The following is a 15508-nucleotide window of genomic DNA, read 5'->3' on the forward strand; positions in this document are numbered from 1 at the left end:
ATCCCGGCGCTACGGCTGATTCCGCCTGTGGCACGGGTCTTGGAAGTCATGACCGGGTCCGCCGCAGAGAGGGAACAGGACGGCGTCATGAAACTAGTTATGGCTGTGATCAAACCCTTCAAGCTGGATGAGGTGCGCGAAGCGCTCACCCCGCTCGGCGTCCAGGGGCTGACGGTAACCGAGGTCAAGGGATTCGGCCGGCAAAAAGGCCAGACCGAAATCTACCGCGGGGCCGAATACCATGTGAGCTTCCTGCCCAAGGTGAAGATCGAGGTCGCCGTACCGGCCGAGCTCGCCGACGCCGTGGTCGAGGCGATCGCCACGACCGCGCGCACCGGCAAGATCGGCGACGGCAAGATCTTCGTCCTGGATGTGGAGCGCGCCCTGCGCATCCGCACGGGCGAGTCCGACAACTCGGCCCTGTGAGGCCGGCGACCATGCACGGAAAGGACACAAACAAGGTGAAGCGCATGTTCGCGCGCGGCGGGCTCGCCGCGGCCCTGCTGGTCGCGGCGATGCCCGCGATGGCGCAGGAAGCCCCCAAGGTGGATACGGGCGATGCCGCCTGGATGCTGACCTCCACCGCCCTGGTGTTGATGATGACGGTGCCGGGCGTGGCACTGTTCTATGCGGGCATGGTCCGCAAGAAGAACGTGCTCGCCACCATGATGCAGTCCTTCTTCATCACCGCGCTGGTCACGGTGCTGTGGATGGTGGCTGGCTATTCGATCGCCTTCGGCGAGGGCGGCGAGTATTTCGGCGACTTCTCCCGCGTGATGCTCACGGGCATCGCGGAGAACTGGGACAAGCCGTTCACGCTGGGCACGGGCGACGCGGCGGTGGCGATGACCATCCCCGAAAGCGTCTTCCTGATGTTCCAGATGACCTTCGCGATCATCACCGCCGCGCTGATCACCGGCGCGGTGGCGGACCGCATGAAGTTCTCGGCCCTGGTGCTGTTCGTCACGCTGTGGTCGCTGCTGGTCTATGCGCCGATCGCGCATTGGGTCTGGCATCCGAATGGCTGGCTGTTCGCGCTCGGCGCGCTCGACTTCGCCGGCGGCACGGTGGTGCACATCAATGCCGGCGTCGCCGGCCTGGTGGCCGCCCTCGTGCTCGGCAAGCGCATCGGCTACGGCAGCGAGAACATGTCGCCCTTCAACCTGGGCCTCGCCGTGATCGGCGCCTCGCTGCTGTGGGTGGGCTGGTTCGGCTTCAATGCCGGCTCGGCGCTGTCCTCGGGCGGTGGCCGCGCGGGCATGGCGATGCTGGTGACGCAGATCGCTGCCGGCGCGGCGACGCTGTCCTGGGTGATCATCGAATGGATGACCAAGGGCAAACCTTCGGTGCTGGGCGCGATATCCGGCGCGGTGGCGGGCCTGGTCGCCATCACCCCGGCGGCTGGCTTCGTGCTACCGGGCTCGGGGCTGATCATCGGCCTGGTGGCTGGCGTGGCCGGCTTCTGGGGGGCGACGGCCCTCAAGCATGCGCTCGGCTATGACGACAGCCTGGACGCCTTCGGCGTGCACGGCATCTGCGGCATCGTCGGCGCGCTGCTGGTCGGCTTCCTCGCCTATGGGCCGCTCTCGGCGACCCCGGCGGCGCCGGACGGCTCGGGCGGCTCGATGGAACAGTTCATCAAGCAGTGCACGGCGGTGGGCGCGACCCTCGTCTTCACGGCGGTGGCGACCTTCATCATCCTCAAGATCGTCGACGTCATCGTCGGGCTGCGGGTGACCGAGGAAGAGGAACGCGAAGGCCTCGACGTGACGTTGCACGGCGAGCGGATCAACTGATCCCTCCAACCTTCGACGGGTCTGCGCGGGCGCGAGGGGCAACCTTCGCGCCCGCTGCCGTTCCGGGCCGGCGCGATCCCACCGGCAGGCGGCCCTTCGTGACTTGCGGGCGCGCAAGGCCGCATACTTCGGCCGGCAGCCCGCCGACCGGGCCGGGGGGGGGTGCTCGCGCGAATGTGCTGGTCCATGGAAGCGACCGTCTCGATGGTCGGCATCGGCGCCGTCGCGACCACAGTCACGATCCGCCGCGGCGAACCCGCGGCGATACCGGCCACCCTCGCCTACTTCACCCTGATGGAGGCGCTGCAGGTCGCGGGCTACGCGACGGTCGACCAATGCAGCAGCCCGGTGAACCAGGTGAGTTCCCTGCTGGCTTACCTGCACATCGTCTTCCAGCCGTTCTTCATCAACGCCTTCGCCATGGAATTGGTGCCGCAAACGGTGCGGGCGCGGGTACGCATGGCGACCTTCATCTGCTGCGGCGCCTCGGCGGTGGTGATGCTGTTGCAGCTCTATCCCTTCGACTGGGCGGGGACATGCCAAGCGGGCTCGGCGCTTTGCGGGTCGCCGCTATGCACCATCAGCGGGGAATGGCACATCGGTTGGCAGATTCCGGTCAACGACATGCTCGCCCCGCTCGCCAATGTTCCGCGGCTGGGCACGGTTTTCCCGACCTACATGATCACGGTCTTCCTGCTGCCGGTGCTCTATGGGTCCTGGCGCTTCGTGGTGTTCCACGCGCTGGTCGGCCCCATCCTGGCCTGGCAGCTGACCGGCAGCAGCAACGAGGCACCGGCCATCTGGTGCCTTTTCTCGATCGGAATCGTGCTGATCGGGATCAGCCCGGCGATCCGCCGCCGCGTCGAGGCGCGGCGGTGGTGGTTCTGGGCGGTACCGCTGCCGGGACAGACGTGACGCTCAGGCGCCCTCGGCCGGGGGTGCCAGCTCCAGCCGGTAGCCGCCGGTTTCCGTCACCAGGATGCGCGTCTCGGCCGGGTTGGGCTCGATCTTCTGCCGCAGCCTGTAGATATGCGTCTCGAGCGTATGGGTCGTGACGTTGCTGTTGTAGCCCCAGACCTCGTTCAGCAGGATCTGGCGCGGCACGGGCTTGCCGCCGGCGCGATACAGGTATTTCAGGATCGCCGCCTCCTTCTCCGTCAGGCGAAGACGCTTGCCGTTGGCCGGGTCATGGAGCTGCTTGGCGGCGGGGCGGAACAGATAGGGCCCAACCTGGAAGATTGCGTCCTCGCTGCTGTCATAGACCCGCAGCTGAACCCGGATGCGCGCGAGAAGTTCCGCCAACCGAAACGGCTTGGCGATGTAGTCATTCGCCCCGGCATCGAGGCCGCTGACAATATCCGCCTCGCTATCCGATCCGGTCAGCATGATGATCGGCATGCGAAAGCCGCCTCGCCGCGCCCGTATGCAGAATTCCCGCCCGTCGCCATCCGGCAGGGTGAGGTCGAGCAGCACAAGGTCGAAATGGACCCCGGGCGTTGCCAGCAACGCTTCTGCTTCCGACAATCGCCCGACCACGGACGGTTCAAATTCAGCATCCAGTGCCAACTGGTCGGTGAGGGTTGCGGCGAGCGCCGCATCGTCCTCAACAATTAGAACAGGACGCGGCCCTGCCATTCCAGTCTGTCCCCTCATCTGTTGCCAGTCTCCCCGTCCCCCGGCGAAACTGCAAAGTATTAGTGGTCCTAATGAACTGTCGGCCACCGTTGTGCCAGCGCCCAGCTGGCATGAGGCGCGAAATCGCGCATCTGTGATTGAGACTTCACGTATCTGGACGAGTTGGCGCAACGTACCACATCCAGGGATCGAAGTACCGCCTTCGGTGCGCCATATTCCGGGTGTGCCATCGATCCAACGACGGAACGCCAATCCATGATGCCAAACGGCAGCCTTGCCACCGAACCCATGTCCGACGTGACCGGCGACCCACGGGTCCCGGCCCTGCGGCATGTGCATCGGGCCATGGCCGAGTTGCGGCGGGGCACGCCGGTCCTGCTGCGTGGCCCGGAAGGCTGCCTCATCGTCGCGGCGGCGGAGACCGTCGGCGCCCTGGGGCTGGCCGAACTCTCGGACGTCGCGCGCTGCGCGCCGGTCCTGCTGCTTGCCCCGGCACGGGCTGCCGCGGTGCTGCATCGCCCGGTCCCCCATGCGACCGAGGATGAAGCCGCCGCCGTCGCGCTGCGCCTGCCACCGGGGCTGACCGCGCCTGAGGTGCTGCGCAGCCTGGCCGACCCGACCGCCGAACGGCTGCTGCCCGACTTGCCGGAACGCGTGGCGGTGCCGCCGCTCGCCCAGGCGGCCATCGCGCTGGCCAAACTCGGCCGGCTGCTGCCGGCCCTCGTCGCCGCGCCGGCGATCGAGGCTGCCGCCGGCCGCCTGTCACTGCTGAGCGTCGATGCCGCCGAGGTTCTGGCCTATCCGGCCACCGCGGCGACGTCGCTGAAACGGGTCGCCGAGGCGCGCGTGCCGCTCGAGGACGCGCCCGAGGCCCGAATCGTCGCCTTTCGTGCCGCCGATGGCGGCATCGAGCATCTGGCCATCCTGATTGGCACTCCGGAGAAGACCGCCGCGGAGGGCGGTGCGCCGCTGGTCCGTGTCCATTCCGAATGTTTCACCGGTGACCTGCTGGGCAGCCTGCGCTGCGATTGCGGCCCGCAACTGCGCGGCGCCATCGGCCGCATGGTGCAGGACCCGGCCGGCGGGGTGCTACTCTACCTGGCGCAGGAAGGCCGCGGCATCGGCCTGGTGAACAAGCTGCGCGCCTATACCCTGCAGGATGAGGGGCTCGACACGCTCGATGCCAATCGGGCGCTGGGTTATGGCGCCGATGAGCGCAACTTCTTGGTCGCCGCCACCATGCTGCGCGCGATCGGGGTCGAGAGCATCCGGCTGTTGACCAACAACCCCGACAAGGTGGCCGGCCTGACCGCCTGCGGCATTGAGGTGCTGGGCCGAGAAGCCCATGTCTTCGACCCGAACGGGGTGAATGACGGCTACCTCAAGACCAAGGCGCGGCGGTTCGGCCACCTGCTGCCGGAATGAGCGGCATTGCCCGCGTCACGGCGGACGGATTGCTGCGCTTCCAGGGGCAGACGCTGCGCTGCGCGCTCGGCCAGGGCGGCATCCGCGCCAACAAGCAGGAAGGCGACGGCGCGACCCCAACCGGCCTGCTGCCGATCCGGCGCATCCTGTGGCGCGCCGATCGTGGCGCGCGGCCCGTGACCAGCCTGCCGGCCGAACCGATCGCCCCGAATGACGGCTGGTGCGACGACCCGACGCATCGCGACTACAACACCCACATCCGCCTGCCCCACGAGGCCCGGCACGAGACGCTGTGGCGCGAGGATGCGGTGTATGACGTCATCGGCGTGCTCGGCTGGAACGACGCGCCAGTGGTGCGAGGACGGGGCAGCGCGATCTTCCTGCATCTCGCGCGGCCTGGGCTGGCGCCGACCGAAGGGTGCGTGGCGCTGCCGGAGGCCGATCTGCGGCGGCTGTTGGGCGCGGGGATGACGGCGATCGAGGTGGTTGGCTGACGCGGTGGCTGGGCCAGAGAGGGGCTTTGCCCCTCTCCGGACCTCTCCCCACCAAAGGCCTAAGGGCCTCTGGACACCTCGACTTGGTGCCGGCGCTCCACAGCGGGGACCTTGCGCCAACCCTGTATTGAGGCGAAGCAGGCGGCGCTTGGTGCAGCACACCGGGTAGGGGATTCCAAAGGGCCTTGTGCCTTGGGTGGGGTCAGGGGCACCGCCCCTCTCTGGCGTCGGCGAGGACCTGCGTGAAAATCTGCGAACTGACGAATGTGGACTTCTCCCTGCGCCACTTCCTGCTGCCGCTGATGCGCGAACTGCGCGGTCGCGGCCATGAGGTCGTCGGCGTCTGCGCCGAGGGCCCGCTGCTCGACGCACCGCGTGCCGAAGGCTTCCGCATTGAGGCCCTGCCGCTCGCCCGCAGCCTCAACCCCATCCCGCAGGCACGCGCCTTCCACGCCCTGTACGACTTCTTCCGGCGCGAGAAATTCGACCTGGTCCACGCCCATATGCCGATCAGCGGGCTGCTCGGGCGGCTCGCGGCGCGCGCCGCCGGCGTGCCGCACATCGCCTATACCTGCCACGGCTTTCTGTTCAACCAGCCGGGGCCGTGGTGGCGGAAATCCCTCTCGCTGCAGCTCGAACGCCTCGGCGGTCGTGTCACCGAAACCTTCCTGACCGTCAGCGAGGAAGAAGCCGCCGACGCCCGCCGCCTTGGCATCCACCCCCACGCGACCGCCGTGCTGAACGGCCGCAGCCCGGCCATCTTCCACCCCGACCCGACTGCCCGCGCCGCGATCCGCGCCGAACTCGGCGCCTCGGAGGGCGACTGCGTCATCACCGCCGTCTCCCGCCTGGTGCGTCACAAAGGCCACCCCGAACTGCTCCGCGCCATGGAAGCCACCCCGGACAACGCCGTGCTCTGGGTGGTGGGCGAACGCCTCGCCTCCGACCACGGCGAGGACCTCGACCCCCACTTCGCCCGGGCGGAGGCCACGCTGGGGCCGCGCCGGGTGAAGCGGCTGGGCTACCGCCATGACATCGCGGCGATCCTCGCGGCATCGGACGTGTTCTGCCTGCCCTCGCATTTTGAGGGCCTGCCCATGTCGATCATCGAGGCGATGCTGACCGGCCTGCCCGTAGTGGCGACAGACATCCGCGGGCCGCGCGAACAGGTGCGGGACGGGGAGACCGGATTCCTGGTGCCGCCGATGACCGATGCACCCCTGGCGGCGGCATTGTCGCGGCTCGCCAGCGACGCGGCGCTACGGGCGAGGATGGGCGCGGCCGGGCAGGCGATGGCGCTGGAGAAGTTCGACGAGGCGAAGGTGTTGGGGCGAACGGCGGCGTTGCTGGGCGCCTGATCGGGCAAGGACTGGCGACCTTTGGAGGACGTCCGGCGGGGCAAGACCTCTCTCCGGTGCGCGCTGTCAGGCCGGCACCACCTGCCGCCCCACCGCCACTTTCCCGGCCGGCGACGCCGCCAACAGGTCCTTGCGCGCCTCGACGATGGCGAGCCCGGCATGGCGTGCCGGCCAGACCGCCCGCCCCGCGGCCTCCCATGCCCCGCCGGCGCGCAGGAAGGGCGCGTAGGGTGGCATGTAAAGCGCCGAATCGCGCCGTTCGACGCGGAACAGGTGTCGTTCCAGCAGTCGCGTCACCTGGCCGGGGGAATAGGGCTGGCCGTGGCCGAAGGGGGTGTGCTCGGCATGCGCCCACAGCCCGCGCCGATTCGGCGCCACCACCAGCAGCCGCCCGTCATCCTTGAGCACACGCCAGACCTCGCGCAGCAGGCGGCGGGCGTTCTCGGTGATCTCGAGCCCGTGGATCAGCAGGATCCGATCGAAGGACAGGTCCGGGAAGGGCATGGCAGCTTCTTCCGCGACCAGCGGAGCACCGATACCGGGGGCGACGTCGCCGGCGAGAGGCGCGGGGGAGAGGGCGATGCTGCGGCTGGCCTCGACCGACCACAGCGCCAGGTAGGGCGCGGTGTGGCCAATGCCGAGCACCGCCTGGCCACGCAGCGACGGCCACAGCACTCGCAGCCGTTGGGCCAGCAGGCGCGCGGCCACCGCCCCGGCGGGGGACGCATAGAAGGCGGCGAAGCCGTGGACCTCTCCAGTCATGCGGGGGATATAGGGGAGAGAAGCGCCGCGTGGGATGCCCTGCCGCGCCTGCCAGGAGATATGCCGGCCATGCCACTTACCGTTACCGCCCTGCCCGCCCTGTCCGACAACTACATCTGGTTGCTGCGCGCCCCCGATGGGCGGCTGGCGGTCTGCGACCCTGGGGAGGCAGGTCCGGTGGTCGCGGCGGTCGAGGCGGCGGGCAGCAAGCTCGACCTGATCCTGTTGACGCATCACCATGGCGACCATGTCGATGGCGTGGCGGCGTTGGTGGCGCGCTACGGGTCGAAGGTGATGGGGGCGAAGGCGGATGCGCATCGCCTCCCCGCCCTCGACATCGTGGTGGAGCCCGGCCAGACGGCCGATGTGCTGGGCGTGCCCGTCAAGGTGTTGGCGAGCGACGGGCATACGCTCGGGCATATCGCCTATCACTTCCCCGACTGCGGCATTCTGCTGTGCGGCGACACGCTGTTCTCGCTCGGCTGCGGGCGATTGCTGGAAGGTACAGCAGCGGACATGTTCGCCAGCCTGCGGCTGCTCGCGGGGCTGCCGCCCGAGACGCTAGTCTGCTGCGGCCATGAATACACGGTGAGCAACGCCCGCTTCGCCCTGACGGTGGAGCCGGAGAATGCGGCGCTGCGGGCGCGGGCCGAGCAAGCCACCGCGCAGCGTGCCGAGGGCCGCGCCACGGTGCCGACGACGATTGGCCAGGAACTCGAGACCAATCCCTTCCTGCGGGCGAAGGATGTCGAGGCCCTCGCGCGCATCCGCAGCGCCAAGGACAATTTCCGTTGAACACCCGGCCAAGGAATGCCCGATGAAGCTGCACCACGCCGCGACCAGCCCCTATGTCCGCAAGGTGATGGCCTGCGCCATCGCGCGTGGCATCGCCGGGCGGATCGAGACGGTCCCGGCCAACCCCTATGCCTCGTCGCCCGAACTGCTGGCTGACAATCCGCTGTCCAAGGTGCCGGCGCTGGTCACCGATGACGGCGTGGCGGTCTATGACAGCCCGGTGATCTGCGAATATCTCGACACGCTGGGCGATGCGGCGCCGCTCTTCCCACCAACCGGCAGCGCGGCACGGCTGGCCGCGCAGGTCATGCATGCGGCCGCCGACGGCATCCTCGATGCCGCGCTGACGCGGCGGATGAACATGCCGCATCCGCAGGATGACGCGCGCCGCGCCGTCGATGTGCGGCAGAAGGCGGCGGTCGATCGTGCGCTCGACGTGCTGGAGAAGGCACCACCGCAGGGCCTGTCGGATATCGGCGCGATCGCGGTGGGTTGTGCGCTCGGCTATCTCGATTTCCGCTTCGCGCATGAGCCGTGGCGGGAGACGCGTCCGGCGCTCGCCGCTTGGTTCGCCGCGGTGTCCGAACTGCCGCCGCTGGCGCAGACGGTGCCGGTCGGCTGATGCTGGACCTGCGCGACCCATCGGTGACGGCCGCGCAGGTCATTGCCGCGCTGGAGCTGCAGCCGCATCCGGAAGGCGGGCATTTTCGCGAGATCTGGCGCGATGCCCCGGCGGACGGGTCACGCGGCGCCGGGACGGCGATCTACTTTCTACTGGCGGCCGATGAGTTCAGCCATTGGCACCGCGTCGATGCCGCGGAGGCCTGGCATTGGTATGCCGGCGGGCCGCTGGCGCTGTCGATCTCGGCGGACGGGCATGATGCGCAGGCGGTGCATCTCGGCCCCGACATGACACAGCATCAGCGTCCGTTTGCGATGGTGCCGAAGGGGTGGTGGCAGGCGGCGGTCTCGCTCGGGCGCTGGACGCTGGTGGGGTGCACGGTGAGCCCCGCCTTCGACTTCGCGGGATTCGAGCTGGCACCGCCCGACTGGCGGCCGGAGCCGCGCAAGGGGCGGGAGGGGTAACCCCCCGCCCGATGCGGTCAACGCATCGGCAGCGCGTAGAGCAGGCCACCATTCGTCCAAAGGTTGTTCGGACCACGCGGCAGCGACACCGGCGTGGCTTCCCCCATGGTGCGTTCGTAGACCTCGCCATAATTGCCGACCGCGCGGATCGCGTTGTAGGCCCAGAGCGGGTCGAGCTTGATCGACTGGCCGAGTTCCGGCGTCACGCCCAGCAGGCGGCGCGTATTCGGGTTGACCGAGCTGGCGCGCATCTGTTCGGCATTGGCGCGGGTGACGCCCTGCTCCTCCGCCTCGATGATCGCCGTCGTGTACCAGCGGACGATGTCATACCAGTTGTCGTCGCCACGGCGGACATAGGCGCCGTAGGGTTCCTTGGAGAAACGCTCCGACAGGATGGTCCACTCGCTCGGATTGGGCATCGAGGCGCGCACGCCGGCAAGCTGGGAGGCATCGGTGCCGAAGCTGTCGCAACGCCCGGCGACCAACGCGGCGGCTGCCTGGTCCGTACGCTCGAACACCACCGGCTGGAACGGCACATTGACCGAGCGGAAGTAGTCCGCCGTCACCTGTTCATTCGTCGTGCCCTGGATCAGGCAGATGGTGGCACCGCCCATGTCGCGCACGCGTTGCACGCCCGCATTGGCGCGCACCATGAAGCCGTGGCCGTCATAGAAGTACGTCGTGACGTGGCGCAGGCCGAGCGTGGTGTCGCGCAGCATGGTCTGGGTCGAGGTGCGGAACAGCACGTCGATCTCGCCCGACCCCAGCGCGGTGAAGCGCGTCGACGAGGACAGCGGGATGAAGCGCACCTTCGCCGGATCATTGAAGATCGCCGCCGCAAGGCCGCGGCACATGTCGACATCGAAGCCCTGCCAGACGCCGCGGCTGTCGGGCGAGGCGAAGCCGGCGACGCCGGTATGGATGCCGCAGTTGAGCGTACCGCGGGCGCGAACCGCATCGAGTGTCGGGCTCGGGATATTGGTCTGCGCCGACGCGGCACCGGCGAAGGCCGCACAGAAGGCGGCCAATGCGACCGCAACGCTCCGTCTCAACATGATGACATGCCCTTCCTGTTGTCTGACTTTTGGGAGCGGATCGTCGCCGCAGGGTCAGGGCTCTGTCAACGCCGTCATCCCGGCGTCACGGGGGTGGGGCCGCGCGAGACGGCCCCGCCCTTCGTTTCAACGCATCGGCAGGGCGTAGAGCAGCCCACCCTGCGTCCAGATATTGTTCGGCCCGCGCGGCAGGCCGACCGGTGTGTCGGGGCCCATGGTGCGGTTGTATATCTCGCCGTAATTGCCGACCGTGCGGATCACGTTGAACGCCCAGGCCGGGTCCAGCTTGATGGACTGGGCGAGTTCCGGCGTGACGCCCAGCAGGCGGCGCGTGTTCGGGTTGGTGGAACTGGTGCGCATCTGCTCGACATTGGCGCGCGTCAGGCCCTGTTCCTCCGCCTCGATCACCGCGGTGGTGTACCAGCGCACGATATCGAACCAATTGTCGTCACCCCGGCGGATATAGGCTGAGTACGGCTCCTTCGAGAACCGTTCAGGCAGCACCGTCCAATCCGCCGGTGTCGGCATGGTGGATCGCATCGCCGCGAGCGAGGAGGCATCCGTGCCATAGGCATCGCAGCGGCCGGCGAGCAGCGCCGCCTGGGCCTGGTCGCCGCGTTCGAAGATCACCGGCTGGAATGGCACGTTGATCGACCGGAAGTAATCCGCCGTCACCTGTTCGTTCGTCGTGCCCTGGAGCAGGCAGATCGTCGCGCCGTTCATGTCGCGCGCATGCGTGACGCCGGCGGCGGCGCGCACCATGAAGCCGTGGCCGTCATAGAAATAGGTAGTGACATGGCGCAGGCCGAGCGTGGTGTCGCGCAGCATCGTCTGTGTCGAGGTGCGGAACAGCACGTCGACCTCCCCCGCGCCCAGCGCCGTGAAGCGCGTGGACGAGGACAGCGGCACGAAGCGAACCTTCGAGACGTCGTTGAAGATGGCTACGGCCAAGCCGCGGCACATCTCGACATCGAGCCCCTGCCACACGCCGCGGCTGTCGGGCAGGGCAAAGCCGGCAACGCCGGTGTTGATGCCGCAGACCAGTTGCCCCCGCGCACGGACGGCATCCAGCGTCGGGCTCGGGATACTGTTCTGCGCCAGGGCGCTGCCCGCAAAAGTTGCGCACAGCATCGCGCACGCGGCCGCAAGGCCTCGTTTGACCATGATGAAAGCCTCTCCGTTTAATGGATCTCCCGCCGTGATGGTCGCTGTTGCACCGCAGCACTGTCAATCATCCTGACGTCCATCCCAGCCTTCGTCGGTGCCACAACAGAGAGAAACGCCATGACCGAGCAATTCGCCCGCTACCCGAGCCTCATGGGCCGCGTCGTTCTCATCACCGGGGGCGCCGGCGGCATCGGTGCCGTCACCGTTGCGCGCTTCGCACAGCAGGGCGCGCGCGTGGCCTTCCTCGACTTCGACGCGACAGGCGGCGCGAAGGTCGCCGCCGAGACCGGCGCGCTGTTCATCCCCTGCGACCTGCGCGACATCGTCGCCCTGCGCGCGGCCGTGGCCGAAGCGGCGGGGCGGCTCGGCGACATCACCGTGCTGGTCAACAACGCGGCGCGCGACGACCGCCACGCCCTGGAAACGGTGGAGCCCGACTACTGGGACGAACGCATGGCGACCAACCTGCGCCACCAGTTCTTCTGCGCGCAGGCGGTGGTGCCGATGATGCGCCGCGCCGGCGGCGGGTCGATCATCAATCTCGGCTCCATCTCCTGGATGAACCGCACCGGCGGCATGCCGGCCTACACCACGGCGAAGGCGGCGGTGCGCGGGCTGACGCGCGGTCTCGCCCGCGACCTCGGCCCGGACCGCATCCGAGTGAACGAGGTCGTGCCGGGCTGGATCTACACCGAGCGGCAGATCGCGCTGTGGGTCACGCCGGAATCCGAGGCGCGCAGCCAGGCCAACCAATGCCTGAAGGGAAGGCTGTTGCCGGACGACATCGCGCGCATGGTGCTGTGGCTCGCCGCAGATGACAGCGCGATGGTGACCGCCCAGCACTTCGTGGTGGATGGTGGCAGCAATTGACCCGGGGGCGGTTTGACTTCGTCGCGCGCCGCGTGATCTTCTTGTGACCTGCAAAAGCGTGCGGCGTCAGATCGCGCGTCACGGAGGATGAAACAATGCGTCTGGGACCAATTCTCGCCGCCGCCATCCTGGCGGCCGGCACCAGCCTGATCGCGCCGCGTCCCGCCGAGGCGCAGGAATTGCCGCAGACGCGCGTGCGCGTCGTCGGATACTTCTCCAACCTGCTGCAGGTGCATGAGGTTGAGCGTCCCTTCTGGACGCAACGGATTCCGGAAGCCTCGGGCGGGCGCATCACCGCCGAATACGCCAATCAGGACACCGTCGGCGTCCGCGACTTCCAGATCCTGCGCGTGCTGCAGCAGGGTGTGACGGATTTCGCCTCCTCCGACATCTCGAAGATGGCCGGCGACGATCCGGTGTTCGAAGGCTGCGACCTGGCCGGCATGGTCGATGACATTGAGACCGCCCGGCGTGCCTGCGAGGCCTGGCGGCCGGTGATGGCCGAAGCGATGGAGCGCAAGTTCAACGCGCGTCTGCTGGCGCTGTTCCCGAACCCGTCCATCGTCTACTGGTGCAACACGCCGATCACCAGCCTCGAGGACCTGCGCGGCAAGCGCGTGCGCGTCTTCAACATCACCCAGGGCGACTTCGTTCGCGCGGTGGGCGCGGCCGCCGTCACCATTCCCTTCCCCGAGGTGGTGCCCGCCATGCAGCGTCGCGTGGTCGATTGCGGCCTGACCGGCACGCTGTCAGGCAACGCCGCCGGCTGGCCGGAGGTGACGACGCATCTGTTCACGCTGAATGCCGGCTGGTCGATCGCCTTCCAGGCGGTGAACCGCGATGCCTGGAACCGCTTCCCACCGGCGGTGCAGCAGTTCTTCACGACGCAGTTCGGCACGATGGAGAACGACCTGTGGACGCTGATGAACCGCGCCACGGACCAGGGCATCGCCTGCAACATCGGCCGGCCGGACTGCACCATGGGTCGCCCGGGGCACATGACGCTGGTACCGGTGCCCGCTTCCGACCAGGCGCGCCGCACCCAGATCCTGAACGAGACGGTGCTGACCGCCTGGGGCCGTCGCTGCGGGCGCCCCTGCGCCGAGCGCTGGAACGCCACGGTCGGGCCGATCGTGAATCTGCGCATTCCGCTCGACCGTCTGTGAGGTCAGTGGACGCATGCAAGGGCTGATTGTCCTCGCCACGGCAATCAGCCGTGCCGGGGCCTGGTTCGGCGGCGGGCTCGTCGTGCTCGCCGCCGTAATCGTATCGGTGGATGTGCTCCTGCGCGCCGGCTTCTCCTTCACCATCGGCGGCTCGGATGAGCTGTCGGGCTATGCGCTGGCGGTGTCCAGCGCCTTCGCCTTCGCCCTGGCGCTGCTCGACCGCGCGCATGTGCGGATCGACACGCTCTACACGCTGCTGCCGGTGCGCGTGGCGGCGGCTTTCGACCTGCTCGCGATGGCGGCGATGGTCTCGCTCGCCTCCTTCCTGGCGATGCAGAGCTGGCGCGTCTTCGCGCAGTCCTGGTCGCTCGGCGCGCGGGCGCTGACGCAGTTGAACACGCCGCTCTCCTATCCGCAGGGGCTGTGGTTCGCCGGGCTCGCCTGGTTCGCGCTGGTCTCGATCCTGCTGATGCTGCGGGCACTTATCCTGATGGTGCGGGGCGACGCGATGGGTGTGCAGCACTTGCTTGGCACCAAGACCGCGGCCGAGGAACTCGCCGACGAGCGCGCCGCCCAGCAGGCGATCCGCGCCGGCGGCGGTGCCGCATGATCGGCGTCGCAATCGGCATCCTGGTCGGGCTGCTGGCCTTGTCGCTGCCGGTGGCCGCCGCGCTGATGGGGCTCGGGCTGTCGCTCGACGTGCTCTATTCCTTCCTGCCGCTGCGCCGCGTCCTGGGCGACAGCGCCTGGGGCGTGTCGACCGACGTCGTGCTGTTCTCCATCCCGCTCTTTGTGATGCTGGGGGAGGTGATGCTGCGCTCAGGCATCGCCGAGCGCATGTACGACGCGATGGCGCGCTGGCTCGGCTGGCTGCCGGGCGGGCTGATGCACGCCAATATCGGCACCTGTACGCTGTTCGCGGCGATCTCTGGCTCGTCGGTCGCCACCGCGGCGACGATCGGCACCGTCGCGGTCGGCCAGATCAAGGTGCAGGGATACAATGAGCGCCTGTTCCTCGGCACCATCGCGGCGGGCGGGACGCTCGGCATCCTGATCCCGCCATCGATCCCGATGATCATCTATGCGGCGCTGACCGACACCTCGATCCCGCAGATCTACCTGGCGGGCATCCTGCCCGGGGCGATCCTGGCGGTGCTGTTCATGGCGACGGTGGTCATCGCCTGTGTGGTGCGGCCAGCCTGGGGCGGGCAGAAGCGCCGCGTGACCTGGGGCGAGCGCATCGCCGCGCTGCCCGACCTGGTGCCACCGCTGCTGCTGTTCGGGTCGGTGATCGGGTCGATCTATGCCGGCCTGGCCACGGCGACGGAAAGCGCGGCGCTCGGCGTGCTGGTGGCCTTCGTGCTGGCCTGGTGGCGCGATGCGCTGTCCTGGGCGATGCTGCGCGCGGTGTTCGAAGGCACCATGCGCACCACGGCGATGATCATGCTGATCCTGATCGCCGCCTATTTCCTCAACTTCATCATCGGCTCGATCGGGCTGGGCCGGATGGTGACGGAGGTGATCGGCAATCTGGGCCTGACACCAACCCAGACCATCATCGCCATCGTCATCTTCTACTTCGTGCTCGGCATGTTCATGGAGACGCTGTCCATGATGGTCGCGACCGTGCCGCTGGTGATGCCGGTGGTGCTCAGCCTCGGGCTCGACCCGGTGTGGTTCGGCGTGATGATGATGCTGCTGCTGGAGACCGCGCTGATCACCCCGCCGGTCGGCTTCAACCTGTTCGTCGTGCAGGGCGTGCGGGAGCGAGGGCCGGTGAAGGATGTCATCCTCGGGTCGGCGCCCTTCGTCGGCACGCTGCTGGTGATGATCGCGCTGCTGATCGCCTTCCCGCAGATCGCGCTGACCCTGCCGCAGGCGCTCCGGTAAGGGCGGAGG

At 68.5% G+C, this 15508-nt stretch carries 17 protein-coding genes; 13 read left to right on the forward strand and 4 right to left on the reverse strand.

Annotated features, from left to right (window positions below; all coding sequences use genetic code 11):
- Positions 1–87 precede the first annotated feature (87 nt).
- The 3 genes from IEY36_RS23880 (at position 88) to IEY36_RS23890 (ending at position 2711) form a co-directional block, all read left to right on the forward strand.
- The gene (locus IEY36_RS23880) at positions 88–426 is read left to right on the forward strand and encodes a P-II family nitrogen regulator (RefSeq protein ID WP_188971707.1); all 339 of its coding nucleotides are present in this window, start codon (positions 88–90) and stop codon (positions 424–426) included.
- A gap of 44 nt (positions 427–470) precedes the next feature.
- Complete coding sequence (locus tag IEY36_RS23885) at positions 471–1796, forward strand: ammonium transporter (protein WP_268238184.1); 1326 nt, start codon at positions 471–473, stop codon at positions 1794–1796.
- Between the two features lie 186 nt (positions 1797–1982).
- Positions 1983–2711 carry a DUF5765 domain-containing protein gene (locus IEY36_RS23890; RefSeq protein ID WP_229681538.1) on the forward strand — a complete coding sequence of 243 codons (729 nt, stop codon included), beginning with the start codon at positions 1983–1985 and terminating at the stop codon, positions 2709–2711.
- 3 nt (positions 2712–2714) lie between these two features.
- Here IEY36_RS23890 and IEY36_RS23895 read toward each other — a convergent pair whose 3' ends face one another.
- Positions 2715–3431: a response regulator transcription factor gene (locus IEY36_RS23895; protein ID WP_188971600.1), complete on the reverse strand. Its 717-nt coding sequence runs from the start codon at positions 3429–3431 to the stop codon at positions 2715–2717.
- 255 nt (positions 3432–3686) lie between these two features.
- On the opposite strand from IEY36_RS23895, the gene IEY36_RS23900 reads away from it, so the two are divergent.
- The 3 genes from IEY36_RS23900 to IEY36_RS23910 all read left to right on the forward strand — a co-directional run bounded on the left by IEY36_RS23900 (position 3687) and on the right by IEY36_RS23910 (position 6708).
- Positions 3687–4856 carry a GTP cyclohydrolase II gene (locus tag IEY36_RS23900; RefSeq protein WP_456307059.1) on the forward strand — a complete coding sequence of 390 codons (1170 nt, stop codon included), beginning with the start codon at positions 3687–3689 and terminating at the stop codon, positions 4854–4856.
- Positions 4853–5350 carry a L,D-transpeptidase family protein gene (locus IEY36_RS23905; RefSeq protein ID WP_188971602.1) on the forward strand — a complete coding sequence of 166 codons (498 nt, stop codon included), beginning with the start codon at positions 4853–4855 and terminating at the stop codon, positions 5348–5350. The genes IEY36_RS23900 and IEY36_RS23905 overlap by 4 nt, the downstream gene beginning before the upstream one ends.
- 242 nt (positions 5351–5592) lie before the next feature.
- Entirely contained in the window at positions 5593–6708 is a 1116-nt protein-coding gene (locus IEY36_RS23910; RefSeq protein ID WP_188971604.1) for a glycosyltransferase family 4 protein, read from the forward strand.
- Between the two features lie 66 nt (positions 6709–6774).
- Here IEY36_RS23910 and IEY36_RS23915 read toward each other — a convergent pair whose 3' ends face one another.
- Positions 6775–7470 (reverse strand): methyltransferase domain-containing protein, encoded by a 696-nt coding sequence (locus tag IEY36_RS23915; RefSeq protein ID WP_188971606.1) that lies wholly within the window; start codon positions 7468–7470, stop codon positions 6775–6777.
- A gap of 69 nt (positions 7471–7539) precedes the next feature.
- Here IEY36_RS23915 and gloB point away from each other — a divergent pair, with 69 nt between their 5' ends.
- The 3 genes from gloB to IEY36_RS23930 are packed head-to-tail and all read left to right on the forward strand — an operon-like array spanning position 7540 to position 9351.
- On the forward strand, positions 7540–8265 hold the full coding sequence (gene gloB / locus IEY36_RS23920) for a hydroxyacylglutathione hydrolase (RefSeq protein WP_188971610.1): 726 nt from the start codon (positions 7540–7542) through the stop codon (positions 8263–8265).
- Between the two features lie 22 nt (positions 8266–8287).
- The gene (locus IEY36_RS23925; RefSeq protein WP_188971612.1) at positions 8288–8887 is read left to right on the forward strand and encodes a glutathione S-transferase N-terminal domain-containing protein; all 600 of its coding nucleotides are present in this window, start codon (positions 8288–8290) and stop codon (positions 8885–8887) included.
- Entirely contained in the window at positions 8887–9351 is a 465-nt protein-coding gene (locus tag IEY36_RS23930) for a cupin domain-containing protein (protein WP_188971614.1), read from the forward strand. The genes IEY36_RS23925 and IEY36_RS23930 overlap by 1 nt, the downstream gene beginning before the upstream one ends.
- A gap of 17 nt (positions 9352–9368) precedes the next feature.
- Here the strand turns inward: IEY36_RS23930 and IEY36_RS23935 are convergent, their stop codons facing one another.
- Together IEY36_RS23935 and IEY36_RS23940 are read right to left on the reverse strand one after the other, a co-directional pair.
- Positions 9369–10406 (reverse strand): amino acid ABC transporter substrate-binding protein, encoded by a 1038-nt coding sequence (locus IEY36_RS23935; protein WP_188971616.1) that lies wholly within the window; start codon positions 10404–10406, stop codon positions 9369–9371.
- Positions 10407–10532: 126 nt separating this feature from the next.
- The gene (locus IEY36_RS23940) at positions 10533–11537 is read right to left on the reverse strand and encodes an amino acid ABC transporter substrate-binding protein (protein WP_188971617.1); all 1005 of its coding nucleotides are present in this window, start codon (positions 11535–11537) and stop codon (positions 10533–10535) included.
- Between the two features lie 153 nt (positions 11538–11690).
- Between IEY36_RS23940 and IEY36_RS23945 the strand changes: the two genes are divergently transcribed.
- From IEY36_RS23945 to IEY36_RS23960, 4 genes are all read left to right on the forward strand, one after another.
- A complete protein-coding gene (locus IEY36_RS23945) occupies positions 11691–12443 on the forward strand; it encodes an SDR family NAD(P)-dependent oxidoreductase (protein ID WP_188971619.1) in 753 nt (250 codons plus the stop codon).
- A 95-nt stretch (positions 12444–12538) separates the two neighbouring features.
- The gene (locus IEY36_RS23950; protein ID WP_188971621.1) at positions 12539–13609 is read left to right on the forward strand and encodes a TRAP transporter substrate-binding protein; all 1071 of its coding nucleotides are present in this window, start codon (positions 12539–12541) and stop codon (positions 13607–13609) included.
- Positions 13610–13622: 13 nt separating this feature from the next.
- Entirely contained in the window at positions 13623–14219 is a 597-nt protein-coding gene (locus IEY36_RS23955; protein WP_188971623.1) for a TRAP transporter small permease subunit, read from the forward strand.
- Positions 14216–15499: a TRAP transporter large permease gene (locus tag IEY36_RS23960; RefSeq protein WP_188971625.1), complete on the forward strand. Its 1284-nt coding sequence runs from the start codon at positions 14216–14218 to the stop codon at positions 15497–15499. Before IEY36_RS23955 ends, IEY36_RS23960 begins: the two co-directional genes overlap by 4 nt.
- Positions 15500–15508: the final 9 nt, after the last annotated feature.

The sequence above is a fragment of the Neoroseomonas lacus genome (assembly GCF_014644535.1).
In the GTDB taxonomy this organism is placed as follows: Bacteria; Pseudomonadota; Alphaproteobacteria; order Acetobacterales; family Acetobacteraceae; genus Neoroseomonas; species Neoroseomonas lacus.